Below are 17,377 nucleotides of genomic sequence, written 5' to 3' on the forward strand. Positions count from 1 at the left end.
GGCCATGTTCGAATTCGTTTCGGGGTTGATCACCATGGGTTTCGTGGTCGCCGGCCTGTTCTTCCTCCGCTTCTGGCGGCGAACGGGAGACCAATTATTCGCAGCCTTCGCCGTGGCGTTCTGGATGTTGGCAACCAATCAGGCGCTGCTTGTCTTCGTGCGGATTCCGATCGAGGAGCGCAGCTGGCTCTATCTGCTGCGGCTCGGCGCCTTTACCCTGATACTTTTAGCCGTGATCGCGAAGAACCGGCGCGCCTGAACGGTCACACCGCCGTGGCGGCCGCCAGCCCCGTGGCGATGTCGGCTTTCAGATCCTCGACGTTTTCGAGCCCTATCTGCAAGCGGATGATCGGGCCTTCATAGGGACCTTTGGCGACGACCCGGTCGGCGAGCGAAACATGGACGGCCAGGCTTTCGTAGCCACCCCACGAATAGCCCAGCCCAAAAATTCGGAGCGCGTCGAGGAAGGCGTGCGCCTGTTTCACCCCGCCACCGGCCAGAACCACCGAGAAAATACCGCTCGAACCGCAGAAATCGCGCTTCCAGAGTGCATGCCCGGGATGGCTCTCCAGCGCCGGATGCAGGACGCGGGCGACGCCCGATTGCGTCTCCAGCCAGCGCGCAATGTCGAGTGCGCTTTCTTGGTGCCTTTCCAGCCGGACGCCCATCGTGCGCAGGCCCCGCAGCACCTGATAGACATCGTCGGGACCGGAGCAGCAGCCCAGCGTGATGAAACCCTGATGCAGTTTCGGCCAGCATTCGGCGTTGGCCGATACCGTGCCGAGCAGCACGTCGGAATGGCCGGCCGGATATTTCGTCGCTGCGTGAATGGAAATGTCGACGCCGTGATCAAGCGGTTTGAAATAGAGCGGCGTCGCCCAGGTATTGTCCATCATCACCACCGCGCCGCCGGCATGCGCCGCCTTGGCGATGGCGGGAATATCCTGCATTTCGAAGGTGTTGGAGGCAGGCGATTCTGTGAACACGACCTTCGTGTTCGGCTTCATCAGCGCCTGGATGCCCGCGCCGACATGCGGGTCGTAATACTCGACCTCGATACCGAGACGCGCAAGCATGGTGTTGGCGAAATTGCGGGTCGGAAAATAGACGGAATCGACGATCAGCACATGGTCGCCTGCCGACAGGAAGGCGAGTAGCGGAATGGTGACCGCCGCTAGCCCCGACGGGACGATGATCGTGCCCGCCGAGCCTTCGAGTGCATCTATCGCTTCCGCGAGCGCGTCGCTGGTGGGCGTGCCGCGCGTGCCATAGGTGTATTTCTGCGACCGCGCAGCCATCGTCGCTGCGTCGGGAAACAGCACGGTGGAGGCATGCACGACGGGCGGATTGACGAAGCCGAAATAGTCGCGCGGGTCATTGCCGGCATGCGCCAGCCGCGTGTGGATGCCCATAGTGTCAAAATCGCGTCCGGCCATCTTTGTCCTGCCTATTGTGATGACAACAACGCATAGAGCGGCGCGATAGCGGACGCAACCGGACAGGCTGGCGGCCTGGGGGAAGTCGTTTGAGCCAGAACGGCCATTGGCAGGACGAGCCCAAATTCGCGTCAAAACCGGCTCGCGGACGGCCATTTCATGGCCATTCGGCCTAGCAAATGGTCATTTTCCGTGGAGAATTTTCAAACGCCGGCCGATTCAGTCATTCCACTTGACCTCACTAAAATAATCGCCTTCGATGCAGTTCGTGAACGGGAGCACGGCAGCAGCGCAGCATGCGAGGCGACGTTTCGGAAGTGGGCCGGGACGGCATTGCTGCTTTCGCACGAAAAAAACAGGGATTTGATCCCGAACAACAGAAAAGGGTTAGTGGGTATGAAACACACTGTGAAAGTCATTCTCGGCGCGGCCGCGCTCGGAATGGCGGCTTCGGCCGCTTCCGCCGCCACGCTGGACGATGTCAAGGCGAAGGGGTTCGTGCAATGCGGCGTCAACACGGCGCTGGCGGGCTTTTCGGCGCCGAATGACAAGGGCGAATGGACCGGGTTCGACGTCGATCTCTGCCGCGCTGTCGCCGCTGCGATCTTTGGCGATCCGACCAAGGTGAAATTCACGCCCACCAACGCCAAGGAGCGCTTTACCGCGCTGCAGTCGGGCGAGATCGACCTTCTCTCCCGCAACACCACGTGGACGCTGAGCCGTGATACCTCGCTCGGCTTCAACTTTGCCGGCGTCAACTACTATGACGGCCAGGGCTTCATGATCAACGCCAAGAAACTGCCCGGCGTGAACTCCGCGCTGCAGCTTTCGGGCGCTTCGATATGCGTGCAGACCGGCACGACCACCGAGCTCAACCTCGCCGATTATTTCAAGGCCAACAACCTCGAATACAATCCAGTGGTTTTCGAGAAACTCGAGGAAGTCAACGCCGCCTATGATTCCGGCCGCTGTGACGCCTACACCACCGACCAGTCGGGCCTCTATTCGATCCGCCTGACGCTGGCTGCTCCAGACGATCATGTCGTTCTTCCCGAGATCATCTCGAAGGAGCCGCTCGGCCCCGCCGTCCGCCAGGGCGACGACCAGTGGATGGACATCGTGAAGTGGACGCTCTACGCGATGGTCCTGGCCGAAGAGGCCGGCATTACGCAGGCGAATGTCGAGGAAATGAAGAACTCGCCGAACCCCGACATCAAGCGCATCCTTGGGCAGGAGGCCGATTCCAAGCTCGGCACCGACCTCGGCCTCAGCAATGACTGGGTGGTCAATATCATCAAGGGCGTCGGCAATTACGGCGAGAGCTTCGAGCGCAACATCGGGCAGGGCAGCCCGCTCAAGATCGCCCGCGGCCTGAACGCGCTGTGGACCAAGGGTGGACTGCAATACGCGATGCCGATCCGCTGAGTTGAACGACTTGGCGATCCGGAAGGCGGGAATCCGCCTTCCGGTCTCCGTGCAAAGGAGACAACATGGCTTCGCAGGATGTAGCCGGGCGGGCTGACAGCTCACTCGCGTCGTATTTCAATGATCCGAAGATCCGCGGGATCGTCTATCAGGTCCTGCTTTTCGTAGCGCTGGTGTTTTTCATCTACTGGGTCGTCGGCAACACAGTCGAGAATCTCAGGCGCTCGAACATCTCGTCGGGCTTTGCCTTCCTGAACGGCCGTTCCGGCTTCGACATCAGTCAAAGCCTGATCTCATTCTCTTCCGATTCACGATATTCGCGCGCGCTGGTCGTCGGACTTCTCAACACGCTGCTTGTGGCCGGGGTCGGCATCGTGACGGCGTCGATCATCGGGTTCATCGTCGGCATCGGGCGGCTTTCCAGGAACTGGCTGATCCGCAAGCTCTGCATGGTCTATGTGGAGGTGTTCCGGAACATTCCGCCGCTTCTCGTCATCTTCTTCTGGTATTTCGGCGTCATCTCGGTGCTGCCTGCGCCGCGCGACAGCATCGCGCTCGGCATTCCGCTTGGCTTCGAGACCTCGTACGGTTTCTACGGGCTGGACTACTTCCTGAGCTTCGGCTCGTATCTCAACAATCGCGGCTTCTTCCTGCCGAAGACGATGTGGGGCGAGGGTGCCTGGCTCATCGCCGCCGCGATCGTCGTCGCGATCGCCATGGTCTGGTTCGTCGCCCGGAAGGCGCGTCAGCGGCAGGAAGCGACGGGGCAGCAATTCCCGGTGTTCTGGACTTCGGTGGCGCTGATCATCGGCCTGCCGCTGCTGGCCTTCGCTTTGGCCGGCTTCCCGCTGACGCTGGAATTCCCGACCGCCTCGACCTTCAACCTGGTCGGCGGCTTCCAGGTCAAGCCGGAGTTCCTGGCGCTCTACCTCGCTCTGTCCTTCTATACAGCGGCGTTCATTGCCGAAATCGTTCGGGCCGGCATTCTGGGCGTCAACAAAGGCCAGACGGAAGCGTCTTACGCGCTCGGCCTGCGCTCGGGCCAGGCGTTGCGGTTGGTCATCATTCCGCAGGCGATGCGCATCATCATTCCCCCGCTGACCAGTCAGTACCTCAACCTCACCAAGAACTCTTCGCTGGCTATAGCCATCGGCTACCCCGACCTGGTGGCCATAGGCGGGACCATCCTCAACCAGACCGGCCAGTCGATCGAGATCGTCGCCATCTGGATGGTGGTGTATCTCGGCCTCAGCCTTGCCACCTCCGCCTTCATGAACTGGTTCAACGCCAAGATGGCGCTGGTCGAGAGGTAGGATCATGCAGGAACACGATCTCTCCTACGTCCGCGCCGAAATGGTGAACGCGCAGGCCGCGCCCTTGGGCGAGCGCGGCCTTGTTCGCTGGCTGCGCATCAACCTGTTCGCTACGCCAGCCGACACCGTCATGACCGTGATAGGCCTCATTGTCCTGGCGCTGGTGCTGCCGCCACTAATCAACTGGCTGTTCATCAGCGCGCAATGGACGGGCCCCGACCGCAGCGTCTGCGCGACCGTTTCGCAGGGCGGCGCGCAGCCGGACGGTTGGTCCGGCGCCTGCTGGGCGTTCGTCAACGCCAAGTTCGAACAGTTCATGGTCGGCCGCTACACGATCTCGGAACGCTGGCGCGTATGGCTGGTGGCCATCATGTTCGTGGCGTTGCTCGTGCCGCTGATGATCCCGCGCATTCCCTATAAAGGGCTGAACGCCATCGTACTTTTCGGCGTTTTTCCGATCATTGCCTTCGTCCTGCTCGTGGGCGGCGTCTTCGGCCTGCCCTATGTCGAGACGCAGCTTTGGGGCGGCCTGATGGTTACGCTGGTTCTGTCCTTCGTCGGCATCGCCGTGTCGTTGCCGCTCGGGATCGTGCTCGCGCTCGGCCGGCGCTCGAAATTGCCGGTGGTCAAGATGGTCTGCGTCATCTTTATCGAAGCCATACGCGGCGTGCCTTTGGTGACTGTGCTGTTCATGGCGAGCGTCATGCTGCCGTTGTTCCTGCCGGCCGGCATGACCTTCGACAAGTTTCTGCGGGCGTTGATCGGCGTGGCGATGTTCGCTTCCGCCTATATGGCCGAGGTGATCCGCGGTGGATTGCAGGCCATCCCGAAGGGCCAGTACGAAGGCGCCGATTCCCTCGGCCTCAGCTATTGGCAAAAGACCGGACTGATCATCCTGCCGCAGGCGCTCAAGCTTGTCATTCCCGGCATCGTCAACACCTTCATTGGCCTGTTCAAGGACACCAGCCTTGTCTACATCATCGGCATGTTCGATCTGCTCGGCATCGTCCGGCAGAATTTCGCCGACGCCGCCTGGGCGTCCGCCCAGACGCCGATGAGCGGACTGGTCTTTTCCGGCTTCGTGTTCTGGCTCTTCTGCTTCGGTATGTCGCGCTATTCGATCTACATGGAGCGCCGGCTCGATACGGGCCACAAACGTTAGAAAGCAAGGGGAAGGCCGATGGCCACAGAAAACGCTGTAAGCGCCGAAGAGATCAAGGTCGACATCGGCAAGATGCATATTTCGGAGACGGATGTCGCCATCGACATCGTCAACATGCACAAATGGTACGGCGATTTCCATGTCCTGAAGGACATCAATCTGAGGGTGATGCGCGGCGAGCGCATCGTCGTCTGCGGGCCTTCCGGTTCGGGCAAGTCGACGATGATCCGCTGCATCAACCGGCTGGAGGAACACCAGAAGGGCAAGATTGTCGTCGACGGTAAGGAACTCACCAACGATCTGAAGAAGATCGACGAGGTCCGCCGCGAAGTCGGCATGGTGTTCCAGCATTTCAACCTGTTTCCGCATCTGACCATCCTGGAAAACTGCACGCTGGCGCCGATCTGGGTGCGCAAGACGCCGAAGAGGCAGGCGGAAGAGATCGCGATGCACTTCCTGACGCGGGTGAAGATCCCCGAACAGGCCAATAAATACCCAGGTCAGCTTTCGGGCGGCCAGCAGCAGCGCGTGGCGATCGCGCGTTCGCTGTGCATGAACCCGCGCATCATGCTGTTCGACGAGCCGACCTCGGCGCTCGATCCCGAAATGATCAAGGAAGTGCTCGAAACCATGGTCGGGCTCGCCGAAGAGGGCATGACGATGATCTGCGTGACCCACGAAATGGGATTTGCCCGCAAGGTCGCGAACCGGGTGATCTTCATGGACCAGGGCCAGATCGTCGAGCAGAACACGCCGGGCCAGTTCTTCGACAACCCGCAGCACGAGCGTACGAAACTGTTCTTGAGCCAGATATTGCATTGATCACAGACAGCGATCGTCCGGAAACTCAGAAATCCGGCGGCTCCCACCCATAGAGCCAGTCGAGGTCGGCGGCGAGTTTTTCGGGCGATCGGGTTTTTAGCACCAGATTGCGCACGAGGGCCACCGGCCCGGATGCATGCCAGGCGAAGCGGTTGAAGGCGCCGCGCCGCGCGACCTTTTCGACGCGCGGGCGGCGGGCAGCCTCCCAGGCGGCAAGGCCGCCCGCGAGATCGCGCGGAGAGGCGGCAACGCTGGCTGCAAGCGTCCATGCATCCTCGATAGCCATGGCTGCACCCTGTGCTGCGAAGGGGGTCATCGCGTGGGCGGCGTCGCCGATGAGCGCTACGCCGGGGGAAGTCCAGGGCGGCCGGCGGTCCACCGTATGGATGGGCCAGGCGGTCCATGGCCCGGCTTCGTCGGCCAGCCGCGAAAGCACGGGCGCTGTGGCGCGCAATGCGCTTCGGAGCGGCGAGACGTCGACATTGCCGGCCCATTTTTCGGCAAGTCCCGCTCCCGCAGTAAAGGCGGCAAGATTGATCGCTGCGCCGCCGCGCACCGGATAGGCTATCAGGTGGAAGCCGCTGTGGAGAAAGGCGGTGACGGTGTCAGCGGGTGTCGCTTCGAGCAACGCCCGGCCGACGGCGCTGTCGGCGGGCAGGGTGGTGCGCCAGGCGACTTCTCCCGAATAATGGCTCCGGCGGGATGGGCTGAAATGCGTCCGTACCGCCGAGCGGACGCCGTCTGCCCCGACGAGCAGCAAGCCGCTTGCTTCGCTGCGTCCCGCCTCACCGACGGTCGTCACCGTGATGCCAGCGCTCGATTGCGCCAGGCTGGCAATGGCCGCGCCTGTGACCAGGCGTATGCCGGACGTCTCATTGGCCCGTGAAAGCAGCGCGCTTTGCAGGTCGGCGCGGTGAAGCGCGAGGTAGGGCGCTTGCCAGCGCCTTTCTGCCGCCTCGCCGAGCGGCACCCGGGCCAGTTCGGCGAGCGTTCGGCCATCGCGCAGGGATACGGCATTCGGACGCACGGCGGTTTTCAGCAGCGCAGGCAGCACGCCCAGCCGGTCGAGGATGCGGGTGGCGTTGGGCGAGAGCTGGATGCCTGCCCCGACTTCTTCCAGTTGCGGCGCGCGCTCGAACACCTGAACGGAAAAGCCGCGCGACGCGAAGGCCAGGGCGGCGGCAAGCCCGGCAATGCCTGCGCCGGCGATGATGATCTGGTTTTGGGGCGCGCCGTTCACCGGACGGCCAAGCGGCCCAATCAGGCGGCGCGGTGGTAAAAACTGCCTTCCGGCCGAGTCTCATCGGCTTTCAGCGCCTTGTTGAAGCGATAGAGCGTCGAGCAGTAGGGGCAGACAATCTCGGAATCGCCGCCCATGTCCAGGAACACGTGCGGATGGTCGAAAGGCGGATTGGCGCCGACGCACATGAATTCCTTGACGCCGATTTCGATTACGGGGTGGCCCGCATCGTTCTGGAAGTGGGGAATGGTGCCGCCAGCCATCATTGTCTCCTGTCGCCTGCGCGTCGCGTCATAGCAAGCGCTTGCAGCATAGCCAATCCGTTTGCAAGCCATGTGAAATCAAACTGTCGCAAAAGCCTGTCAGAAGCTAAGCTGAGCCGGATAACGGCCGAGAGCCATCCGATCAAAGGGCAGCGGTGGAAAATGAACGAGCTAAAACCAGTCCAGTCCGAATTCACCACGGTCGCGGCTGAGGCCGACGTGTTGGGCAATCCCGACCGCTTCGTCAACCGCGAGTTCTCCTGGCTGCAGTTCAATCGCCGGGTGCTGGAGGAATCGCTCAATCCGAACCATCCGGCACTGGAGCGCGTACGCTTCCTGTCGATCTCGGCCGACAATCTCGACGAGTTCTTCATGGTCCGCGTCGCCGGCCTCGCCGGCCAGATTCGCGAGGGCATAACGCTCAGAAGCCCCGACGGGCGGACACCGGAACAGCAACTCGAGCAATTGCTGCTCGAGGTCGGGCGGCTGCAGGAGGACCAACAGAAAAGCCTGTCGGTTCTGATGAGCCTCCTCAGGAAGGAAGGCATCGAGATCGTCACCGCCGAGGCGATGACCAAAGATGAGAAGAGCTGGCTGGAAGACCACTTCCTGGAACAGGTTTTTCCGGTCCTGACGCCGCTTTCGATCGACCCGGCACACCCGTTCCCGTTTATTCCAAATCTCGGCTTCTCGATCGCGCTGCAACTCCGTCACCGTAAGAATAGCGAGCAGATGACAGCGCTCTTGCGCCTGCCGGTCGCGCTCAAGCGCTACATCAGGCTGCCCGATCGCAAGGGTGCGGTCCGCTTCATCCCGATCGAGGAAACCGTTGGCGTCTTCATCGGCAAGCTATTCCCAGGCTACGAGGTCAGGGGATCGGGCACTTTCCGCATCATCCGAGACAGCGATATCGAGGTCGAGGAAGAGGCTGAAGATCTGGTCCGTCTCTTCGAGACGGCGCTGAAGCGCCGGCGGCGCGGCCAAGTGATCCGCATCGAGTTCGACGCGCAGATGCCGTGGGAGCTGCGCGACTTCGTGGCTGGCGAACTTGGGGTGTCTGGCAACCGCATCAGCGTTTTGACCGGCCCGCTGGCGCTCAGCCAGATTTCGGAAATCGTCGCCGTACCGCGCGACGATCTGAAATTCCCTCCCTACAATCCGCGCTTCCCGGAACGCATCCGCGAGCATGGCGGCGACTGCTTTGCCGCGATCCGCGAGAAGGACATCATCGTCCATCACCCCTATGAATCCTTCGATGTCGTTGTGCAGTTCGTGCGCCAGGCGTCGGCCGACCCCGAAGTCGTCGCGATCAAGCAGACGCTCTACCGCACCTCCAACGACAGCCCCATCGTGCGCGCGCTGATAGACGCGGCCGAAGCCGGAAAGTCGGTGACGGCGCTGGTCGAGCTCAAGGCGCGTTTCGACGAGGAGGCCAACATCCGCTGGGCGCGCGATTTGGAACGCGCCGGCGTGCAGGTAGTGTTCGGTTTCCTGGAGCTGAAGACCCACTCGAAAATGTCGCTGGTGGTTCGGCGCGAGGACGGCCGCCTGCGCAACTACGTCCATCTAGGCACAGGCAACTACCACCCGATCACCGCTCGCATCTACACCGACCTGTCCTTCTTCACCACGGATCCGCAGATCGCCCGTGACGTCGCGCAGCTGTTCAATTTCATCACCGGCTATGCCGAACCGGCGGGGGAGATGCGCCTTGCGATCTCACCGTTTACGCTGAGGAGCCGCATTCTCCAGCACATTTCGGACGAAATAGCGCATGCGCGCGAAGGTCATCCGGCGCGCATCTGGATGAAAATGAATTCGCTGGTCGATCCCGTCATCATCGACGCGCTTTACGACGCCAGCCGCGCCGGGGTCGAAATCGACCTTGCGGTGCGCGGCATTTGCTGTCTCAGGCCGCAAGTCCCCGGCCTGTCGGAAAACATAAGGGTCAAGTCGATCGTCGGGCGCTTTCTCGAGCACAGCCGCATCTACTGTTTCGGCAACGGCCATGGCCTGCCGTCGGACGAGGCTATCGTTTATATAAGCTCGGCCGACCTGATGCCGCGCAATCTCGACCGCCGCGTCGAGACCATGGTGCCGATCACCAACCCGACTGTGCACGAACAGGTACTCGGCCAGATCATGCTCGGCAACATTATGGACAACCAGCAAAGTTTCGAAGTATTGGCAGACGGTACCTCGCGGCGCGTGACGCTGGACGAGGGCGAAGAGCCGTTCAACGCCCAGGAATATTTCATGACCAATCCTAGCCTTTCGGGACGGGGTGACGCGCTGAAGTCGCATGCGCCCAAGCGCATCGCGCAGTACAAGCGCCGCAAGAAATCCGTCGCGTCCGTCGACTGATGATCGCCCAATCCCAGGGCCGGCTGCAGAATCGCCGGCCGCTGTCGATCATCGACATCGGATCGAACTCGATCCGCCTCGTCATCTATGAGGGCATCGCCCGCTCGCCGACCGTTCTGTTCAACGAAAAGATGCTTGCCGGCCTCGGCCGCGGCATCGTTTCGACCGGCAAGCTCGACCCGGAAGCGGTTACCCGCGCCATCGAGGAGTTTCGGCGGTTTCGCGCTCTTTCGGACCAGGCCGGCGCGGAGGAGCTTCACGTCATCGCCACCGCCGCTGCACGCGAGGCGGTGAACGGCCCCGATTTCATCCATCGCGCCGAAAAAATCCTCGGCACGGAAATCCGCGTGCTCAGCGGCCGCGAGGAAGCTTACTACTCGGCGCTCGGCGTCATATCCGGCTTCCACCCGGCAGACGGCATCGCCGGAGACCTCGGCGGCGGCAGCCTGGAACTTGTCGACGTTACCGGCGAAGCCATCGGAGACGGCATTACCCTGCCGCTCGGCGGCCTGAGATTGCAGGACATGTCGAAAAACTCGCCAGGCGTCGCAGCCCGGATCGCTCGCGAGGAACTCGCGCGGGCCAGGCTGCTCAAAGCCGGGCAGGGCAGGGTGTTCTATGCTGTCGGCGGCACATGGCGAAACCTTGCCCGGCTGCACATGAACATGACCGGCTACCCGCTCAACGTCATGCACTATTACGAACTCGGCATCGAAAGCTCGGCCAGCTTCCTGAAGCAGGTCGCGCGCGGCGATATCGACAAGATGAAGGGCATCGAGGGAATCTCGAAGAACCGCCGCGCGCTGCTCCCCTATGGCGCCGCCGTGCTGCTGGAGATTATTGCCGCCATGAAGCCGTCGAAGATCGTGGTGTCGGCACTCGGTGTTCGCGAGGGCTTCCTGTTCTCGCTGCTGTCAAAGCAGGAGCAGCGCCTGGATCCGCTAATCACGGCCTCCGAGGAACTTGCAGTGCTCCGCGCCCGTTCGGTCACGCATGCCCACGAACTGGTACAGTGGACGGGGCAATCGCTTGCCGCCTTCGGGGTCGAGGAGACCGAAGAGGAGGCGCGGTACCGCCACGCTGCCTGTCTGCTGGCCGATATTGGCTGGGGGGCGCATCCCGAATATCGCGGCACGCAGTCGCTGAACATCATAGCGCATGCTTCCTTCATCGGCGTCGATCATCCCGGGCGGGCCTTTCTGGCGCTGTCCAATTTCTATCGCCATGAAGGGCTGTTCACCGAGGCGGCCGCTTCGGAACTGACCGAGATGGCCACGCCGCGTTATGTCGAGCGGGCACGGTTGCTCGGGGGCCTGCTGCGCGTCGTCTATTTACTGTCGGCTTCCATGCCCGGCGTCATTCCAAAGCTCAGATGGGAAAGCCGCGCCAACGGCGCCCTGGCTCTGGTCATCCCGGCCAGCCATGCGAGCCTGGACGGTGAGCGCCCTGCCGGGCGTCTGGCGCAATTGGGCAAGCTCACCGGGCGCAAGCTCGAACTCGTCGTCGAAGGCGAGCAGGCGATCTTCGCGGCCAAATAGCCGGCCAGTCAGGCGTCAACTGCGGCGAGCGTCGACTGACAGCGAGCCAGGGCCATGGATTGCGAGCACCAGAAAGCCGCCGGCAATGGCGATGTTCTTCATAAGTGCCTGCATGTTCATCAGTACCAGCATCGGATCGTCGCCGCCTTGGCCGTAATGGCCGATATATGCGGCCACAAGGCAGAAAGCGGCGAGCAGGTAGGCCGCGATCGCGGTCTGGAAACCGACGAGGATGCACAGCCCTGCAATCAGTTCGAAGAGGCCGCTTGCCCACGTCGCCAGGCCCGGCATCGGCAGGCCGAGCCCGGCGAAATAGCCGGTCGTACCGGCGATGTCGCCGAATTTGGAAAAGCTGGCGAGGATGAACATGGCCGAAAGAAGAATCCGGCCGACGAGGACGATTTCGCTACCAGTCATGGTGATTCCCCGAATTGCGGATCAGCGAAAAATATCGCCTTTCCTTTTGCGGACGAATCACGGTTCAGCGAGCGCTGAATGCAAAAAGCCCGGGCGAACCCGGGCTTTTCCATGCGAAGCAGAGAAGATCAGCCGCGACGGCCGTCGATCGAAAGCGCTCCGGCGCCGAACGCGGCAAGCACGGCCAGACCGCCGGCGATCGCCAGATTCTTCTGGAAGAACAGAAGCTGGACCTGGTCGGCAAAGTCGAGATGCGCGATCAGGGTGGCCGCGATGGTGAAGAGTGCGAGGGCGATCGCGGCGAGCCTCGTCTGAAAGCCGACCAGAATGGCAAGGCCGCCGAAGAGTTCGAGCAGGCCGACCAGAACCGCAACAACCGTTGGGAAGGGCAGGCCGATGCTGCCGAACCAGCCGGCCGTCCCGGCGATGCCGGTGAGCTTGGCGTAGCCGGCGAGGATGAAGATCAGCGAAAGCAGGACGCGCCCGACGGCGATCAGGGCGGCGTTGTTGGCGACGAAGCCGCCCTTGACGACAGCGACATTGGAAGAAGACATGCGTGACTCTCCGGGAGGGTTTGTTCCTCCCCCAGATAAACAAATCCGGCCGTTCACCAAAGCCCGGAATTTGACGACAGATCGTTCACTACAGGAATAGTTTCAGCCGGGGCGCGTCATGTCCTCGGGACGGACCAGCCGGTCATATTCCTCAGCGGTGACGAGCCCTGTGGCAAGCGCCTCCTCGCGCAATGTCGTCCCGTTCTTGTGCGCCGTCTTGGCGATCTTGGCGGCGTTGTCGTAGCCGATTTTCGGCGCCAGCGCCGTGACCAGCATCAGCGAGCGGTCCAGAGCGGCCTTGATGTTGTCCTCACGCGCCTCGATGCCCACGACGCAATTGTCGGTGAACGAAACCGCCGCATCGGCCATCAACTGCACCGACTGCAGGAAATTATAGGCCATCAGCGGATTGTAGACATTGAGCTCGAAATGGCCCTGGCTGCCGGCGAAGGTGATCGCGGCATGATTGCCGAAAACCTGCACGCAGACCTGCGTCAGCGCCTCGCACTGGGTCGGGTTGACCTTGCCCGGCATGATCGACGAGCCGGGTTCGTTTTCCGGCAGCGCCAGTTCGCCGAGGCCCGAGCGCGGGCCAGAGCCGAGGAAGCGGATATCGTTGGCGATCTTGAACAAAGCGGCGGCTGCGGCGTTGATCGCGCCATGCGAGAACACCATGGAATCGTGCGCGGCCAGCGCCTCGAACTTGTTGGGGGCGGTGACGAAGGCAAGCCCGGTGATCGCGGCGATGCGCTCGGCGACTTTTTCGGCGAAACCGACCGGAGCGTTGAGGCCGGTGCCGACAGCAGTACCGCCCTGCGCCAGTTCCATGAGCCCCGGCAGGGTTAGCTCGATCCGCTTTATCGACGAGGCGACCTGCGCGGCGTAGCCGGAAAATTCCTGGCCGAGTGTCAGCGGCGTAGCGTCCTGCGTGTGGGTGCGACCGATCTTGACGATATCGGCGAATGCTCTGGTCTTCTCCTCCAGGGCTGCATGCAGGTGCCGCAGGGCGGGCAACAGGTGGTGAACGATCCGCTCGGCGCAGGCAATGTGCATCGCCGTCGGATAGGTATCGTTCGACGACTGGCTCATATTGACGTGGTCGTTGGGATGCACCGGCTTTTTCGAGCCCATGACGCCGCCCAGCATTTCGATGGCGCGGTTGGAAATGACCTCGTTGGCGTTCATGTTTGACTGCGTGCCCGAACCGGTCTGCCACACCACCAGCGGGAAGTGCTCGTCGAGCTTGCCGTCGATGACTTCCTGCGCCGCCTTCACGATCGTCTCGCCGAGCGCAGGATCAAGCCGGCCGAGTTCCATATTGGCTTCCGCGGCAGCCCGCTTGACGATACCCAGTGCTCGCACAACCGACAGAGGCTGCTTTTCCCAGCCGATCCTGAAATTGCCGAGCGAGCGCTCGGCCTGCGCACCCCAGTAGCGGTCGGTGGCGACCTGGATCGGCCCGAACGTGTCGGTTTCGGTTCTGGAATTCTCAGCGCCCACGGCCCGTCTCCCGGAAATTTTGCAATGCCGGCAACGGCCTACCGCTTTGCACAATAGGCTTCAAGCAGAGATTGGGTGCTCTCCCGATGCAAATCGGTTCAAAGCAGCGAACGCTGCGTTCGCGCGAGCCGGAGCGCTTCCTGTGGCTTGGAAAAATGCCTCTGTAGGTGGGGGAGCAAGCCGCCTTGCCACGCGGCGGAATTGGCCAGCGCGGCTTCGTGCCGGGCATGCGCTGCGGGATCGACAAAGCGGAAGAACGCGACGAAGACATTTTCGTCGGGCCGGACCGGCAGGCGCGGAAAGCTGTTTTCGGCATGCTCGGTGACGAAGGCGGCGAGGGGCGGCGCGCCGAGATCGGCGAGCAACGGCGCTGCCTCATTCCGGAAAAGCTCCACGAAATCGGCTTCTCCGGCAGGTTCGACGTGAAAGATCCTCGCCGTGACGATCGCGCCCGCCGGGTTGCGCTTGCCGCGCTCGGCGCCTGCAAGCTTGAAAGCTGAACCCGGCCAGGCCGGCCCAAGCAGCAGCACGTCGTCGGACGAGATCATCGTCGCGTTGGCGGCGTCCTTGTGCTCGGCCCAGACCGGCCCGCCGTAAAAGGCGCTCAGCGACGCCCGCCGCGATTCCATGTCGTCGAAGCCGCGCAGCCAGACGAACCGGTCGGGACGGTCGAGGTCGCGGAACTGGCCGATGACCTTCATGCCGGTCTCTTCCTGCGGTTCGACGAGATGGTTGTCGAAGACATCGATCAGCGCATCGCGCCTGCCGGGATGAAGCGTATACTGGCGCAGTTCGACAACCGGTGAGAAGGTGGCTCGTGACCCTGCCGCTGATGCGATGTCATCCTGTGCTTGCTCGTACAAAACGCTTCCTCCAAAAACAGGTCAATCGTCCTGTTAATAACAGACCGGTTGCCCGGTTTTGTCAATGTGCTATTTTGCCGTGGAGGAGCACATCATGGCCGAAACGCGAGAGCCCGTGCGCAAGCGGACCAACGACCCCGAAGGCATGCGTCAGAGAATTCTTGACGTAGCCGAGTTGGCCTTCCAGGAGCGGGGGTATCATGCCACCAGCCTGGGCGACCTGATGCAGGCGGCGGGGGTGACGGGCGGTGCGCTGCATCATCATTTCGCGACCAAGAAGGCGCTCGGCATGGCGGTGATCGCCGAACGGGTGGCGGCCTCGGTGGAGGAAACCTGGCTGAGGCGGATCGAAGAAGCCCCGTCCGCGCGCGCGGGCGTTGCCCAGGTTTTTGCGGCGGTGGCCGATGAACTGGAGCGTCAAGGCTTCGTGCGCGGCTGTCCGCTCAACAATCTGGCGCATGAGCTGTCGCTCGCAGACGACGATTTCCGAATGGTGCTTGCCGGCATTTTCGAAGCGTGGCGGGCGGCGATCGCCGACAGGATGCGGCTCGACCAGGAGGCTGGAACCGAAGAGGGCGTCGACCCGGACCGCTTCGCCGCGCTAACTGTCGCGACCTATTCGGGGGCGATGTCGATGGCCAAGACCGAGCAGGACGCCGCGATGCTGAAGGTCTGCGCCGAAGCCTTGGCCGCGGGGCAGGGGAAGCGCTGAACACCTGCCGGAAACCAAACCGCTCCTCAGACAAATCCCAGTTGTTGGGCGGTCTGGAAGAGAGCGAGCAGCATGATCAGGAAGCCGACGAGGCGCAGAAGTGTCTGCTCGCGGATCGCCTTGACCATGAATCCGGCAAGCGGCGCGGCGACTATGCCGCCCACGATCAGCCCGGCCACCGAACTGGCATGCGTCGACAGCGCCCCGGCTTCCTGCCAATGACCGGTGACGAGCGCAGCGATGAAGGTAATGGACACCGCGAGCGTGATCAGGAACTCGGCGGCGTTGACGGTGCCGATCACGTAGCGGGGCGGCGCGCCGGCGCCGAGCAAGCCGGTCACGACCATCGGACCCCATCCGCCGCCGCCGGCCGCGTCGAGGAAACCGCCGGCAGCGCCCAGCGGAGCCACCAGGCGGGTAGGAACCGGATTGCTGGGGATCTTGCGGAACGACCGGAGGAACAGCCAGAGCCCGATCACGGCGAGATACGTCGTGACATAGGGTTTCACCATGTCGCCGTCGAAGGAGGTTAGCACGAAGGCGCCGAGGCAGCCGCCGAGAATGCCGAACGGTGCAAGCCGCCAGAACAGCTTCCAGTCGATATTGCGGTGGTAGTGGTGCGCCGTGCCGGATGCGGCCGTGGTGAACACTTCCGCCGCATGCACCGCGGCCGAAGCTTGAGCAGGCGGGACGCCGAAGGAGAGCAGAACCGTGGAGGAGATCGCGCCATAGGCCATGCCGAGCGCGCCGTCGACCGCCTGGGCGAGAAAGCCGACTATGGCGAACAGAATGAATTCAGTCATTGGTGTCCGCCGTGAAGTGCGCCGTATGCAGGCTTGTGGATCGAGGCTGCTCTTCCGCATTGTAGAGCATGCCGGCCCCCCTGCGGGCAAAGCACGATATTCCAGAGACGGCGGCCGGCTTGGCGGAAAATATCGTGACGCCGTGCAAATTTTGAAAAGCGAATCCTCAAGCCCCAATGGCCGCTTCGCCGGATGGTGCGGGATACTCCATGCGCCATCGGTTGTCTTTGCCACATGCAAAAGCGCCCCTCACAGCTTTTAGGTGTGGGGGGCGCCTTTTTGTCAAATTCGTTTCTTCGGATTTCTCCTCCGAAACTCCTTTGACATCGCGCCAACGCCGATGGCGGCCGTTGGTTCCAAAAATTTCGCGAGCGCCGAACTTTTTTCCGACCGGGTTCGCCGCAAAGGAAAAAGGGCGGCATCGCTGCCGCCCTTCCGGGATTGTTGAGATGCGTGGACCTTAGAAATCCATGCCGCCCATGCCGCCCATGCCACCGCCGGGCATACCGCCCGGCATGCCGCCAGCGGACTCCTTCTTCGGAGACTCGGCGATCATGGCTTCGGTGGTGACCAGGAGGCCGGCGACCGAGGCCGCGTCTTGGAGAGCCGTGCGCACGACCTTCATCGGATCGACGATGCCCATGGCGATCATGTCGCCATACTCACCGGTCTGGGCGTTGAAGCCGAAGGTCACGCCCTTGTTGTCGAGGATCTTGCCGGCGACGATCGATGCTTCCGCACCGGCGTTGGCGGCGATCTGACGGGCCGGAGCCTGCAGTGCGCGGCGCACGATATTGATGCCGGCCTGCTGGTCCGAGTTCACGCCGGTCGCCTTGATGGCCAGCGAAGCGCGCAGCAGAGCGACGCCGCCGCCGGCCACGATGCCTTCTTCAACGGCTGCACGCGTGGCGTTCAGCGCATCGTCGACGCGGTCCTTCTTTTCCTTGACTTCGACTTCGGTCGCA

Annotated in this window: 17 protein-coding genes; 8 read left to right on the plus strand and 9 right to left on the minus strand. The window is 62.6% G+C overall.

Annotated elements, in window-relative coordinates; all coding sequences use genetic code 11:
- Positions 1 to 4: 4 nt before the first annotated feature.
- Positions 5 to 259: a DUF5985 family protein gene (locus tag MAXJ12_RS18775; protein WP_008837539.1), complete on the plus strand. Its 255-nt coding sequence runs from the start codon at positions 5 to 7 to the stop codon at positions 257 to 259.
- 4 nt (positions 260 to 263) lie between these two features.
- Here the strand turns inward: MAXJ12_RS18775 and MAXJ12_RS18780 are convergent, their stop codons facing one another.
- Positions 264 to 1,436: a cystathionine beta-lyase gene (locus MAXJ12_RS18780; RefSeq protein WP_008837540.1), complete on the minus strand. Its 1,173-nt coding sequence runs from the start codon at positions 1,434 to 1,436 to the stop codon at positions 264 to 266.
- 396 nt (positions 1,437 to 1,832) lie between these two features.
- Here MAXJ12_RS18780 and MAXJ12_RS18785 point away from each other — a divergent pair, with 396 nt between their 5' ends.
- The 4 genes from MAXJ12_RS18785 (at position 1,833) to MAXJ12_RS18800 (ending at position 6,158) form a co-directional block, all read left to right on the plus strand.
- Positions 1,833 to 2,861 carry an amino acid ABC transporter substrate-binding protein gene (locus MAXJ12_RS18785; RefSeq protein WP_008837541.1) on the plus strand — a complete coding sequence of 343 codons (1,029 nt, stop codon included), beginning with the start codon at positions 1,833 to 1,835 and terminating at the stop codon, positions 2,859 to 2,861.
- A gap of 65 nt (positions 2,862 to 2,926) precedes the next feature.
- Positions 2,927 to 4,174 (plus strand): amino acid ABC transporter permease, encoded by a 1,248-nt coding sequence (locus tag MAXJ12_RS18790; RefSeq protein ID WP_008837542.1) that lies wholly within the window; start codon positions 2,927 to 2,929, stop codon positions 4,172 to 4,174.
- A 4-nt stretch (positions 4,175 to 4,178) separates the two neighbouring features.
- Positions 4,179 to 5,336 carry an amino acid ABC transporter permease gene (locus MAXJ12_RS18795; RefSeq protein ID WP_008837543.1) on the plus strand — a complete coding sequence of 386 codons (1,158 nt, stop codon included), beginning with the start codon at positions 4,179 to 4,181 and terminating at the stop codon, positions 5,334 to 5,336.
- Between the two features lie 18 nt (positions 5,337 to 5,354).
- The gene (locus MAXJ12_RS18800) at positions 5,355 to 6,158 is read left to right on the plus strand and encodes an amino acid ABC transporter ATP-binding protein (protein WP_040586825.1); all 804 of its coding nucleotides are present in this window, start codon (positions 5,355 to 5,357) and stop codon (positions 6,156 to 6,158) included.
- A gap of 25 nt (positions 6,159 to 6,183) precedes the next feature.
- On the opposite strand, the gene MAXJ12_RS18805 is transcribed toward MAXJ12_RS18800, so the two are convergent.
- Both MAXJ12_RS18805 and MAXJ12_RS18810 read right to left on the minus strand, forming a co-directional pair.
- A complete protein-coding gene (locus MAXJ12_RS18805; protein ID WP_008837545.1) occupies positions 6,184 to 7,398 on the minus strand; it encodes an FAD-dependent monooxygenase in 1,215 nt (404 codons plus the stop codon).
- Positions 7,399 to 7,418: 20 nt separating this feature from the next.
- Positions 7,419 to 7,661, minus strand: coding sequence for a zinc-finger domain-containing protein (locus tag MAXJ12_RS18810; RefSeq protein WP_008837546.1), 243 nt, complete (start codon positions 7,659 to 7,661; stop codon positions 7,419 to 7,421).
- Between the two features lie 162 nt (positions 7,662 to 7,823).
- Here MAXJ12_RS18810 and MAXJ12_RS18815 point away from each other — a divergent pair, with 162 nt between their 5' ends.
- Positions 7,824 to 10,025 (plus strand): RNA degradosome polyphosphate kinase, encoded by a 2,202-nt coding sequence (locus MAXJ12_RS18815; protein WP_008837547.1) that lies wholly within the window; start codon positions 7,824 to 7,826, stop codon positions 10,023 to 10,025.
- Positions 10,025 to 11,563, plus strand: a complete 1,539-nt coding sequence (gene ppx, locus MAXJ12_RS18820) for an exopolyphosphatase (RefSeq protein ID WP_008837548.1) — start codon at positions 10,025 to 10,027, stop codon at positions 11,561 to 11,563. The genes MAXJ12_RS18815 and ppx overlap by 1 nt, the downstream gene beginning before the upstream one ends.
- Positions 11,564 to 11,578: 15 nt before the next feature.
- Here ppx and MAXJ12_RS18825 read toward each other — a convergent pair whose 3' ends face one another.
- The 4 genes from MAXJ12_RS18825 to MAXJ12_RS18840 form a co-directional block, all read right to left on the minus strand.
- Entirely contained in the window at positions 11,579 to 11,980 is a 402-nt protein-coding gene (locus MAXJ12_RS18825; RefSeq protein ID WP_008837549.1) for a DoxX family protein, read from the minus strand.
- A gap of 128 nt (positions 11,981 to 12,108) precedes the next feature.
- A complete protein-coding gene (locus tag MAXJ12_RS18830) occupies positions 12,109 to 12,534 on the minus strand; it encodes a DoxX family protein (protein WP_008837550.1) in 426 nt (141 codons plus the stop codon).
- A gap of 102 nt (positions 12,535 to 12,636) precedes the next feature.
- Entirely contained in the window at positions 12,637 to 14,034 is a 1,398-nt protein-coding gene (gene fumC / locus MAXJ12_RS18835; protein ID WP_008837551.1) for a class II fumarate hydratase, read from the minus strand.
- Positions 14,035 to 14,132: 98 nt separating this feature from the next.
- Positions 14,133 to 14,897 carry an NIPSNAP family protein gene (locus tag MAXJ12_RS18840; RefSeq protein WP_008837552.1) on the minus strand — a complete coding sequence of 255 codons (765 nt, stop codon included), beginning with the start codon at positions 14,895 to 14,897 and terminating at the stop codon, positions 14,133 to 14,135.
- 94 nt (positions 14,898 to 14,991) lie between these two features.
- Here MAXJ12_RS18840 and MAXJ12_RS18845 point away from each other — a divergent pair, with 94 nt between their 5' ends.
- Positions 14,992 to 15,609 carry a TetR/AcrR family transcriptional regulator gene (locus MAXJ12_RS18845; protein ID WP_008837554.1) on the plus strand — a complete coding sequence of 206 codons (618 nt, stop codon included), beginning with the start codon at positions 14,992 to 14,994 and terminating at the stop codon, positions 15,607 to 15,609.
- Positions 15,610 to 15,635: 26 nt separating this feature from the next.
- On the opposite strand, the gene MAXJ12_RS18850 is transcribed toward MAXJ12_RS18845, so the two are convergent.
- Entirely contained in the window at positions 15,636 to 16,412 is a 777-nt protein-coding gene (locus MAXJ12_RS18850) for a sulfite exporter TauE/SafE family protein (RefSeq protein ID WP_008837555.1), read from the minus strand.
- Positions 16,413 to 16,872: 460 nt separating this feature from the next.
- On the minus strand, positions 16,873 to 17,377 hold a 505-nt coding region (locus MAXJ12_RS18855; RefSeq protein ID WP_008837556.1), incomplete at its 5' end, for a TCP-1/cpn60 chaperonin family protein.

It is taken from the genome of Mesorhizobium alhagi CCNWXJ12-2, from assembly GCF_000236565.1.
In the GTDB taxonomy this organism is placed as follows: domain Bacteria; phylum Pseudomonadota; class Alphaproteobacteria; order Rhizobiales; family Rhizobiaceae; genus Allomesorhizobium; species Allomesorhizobium alhagi.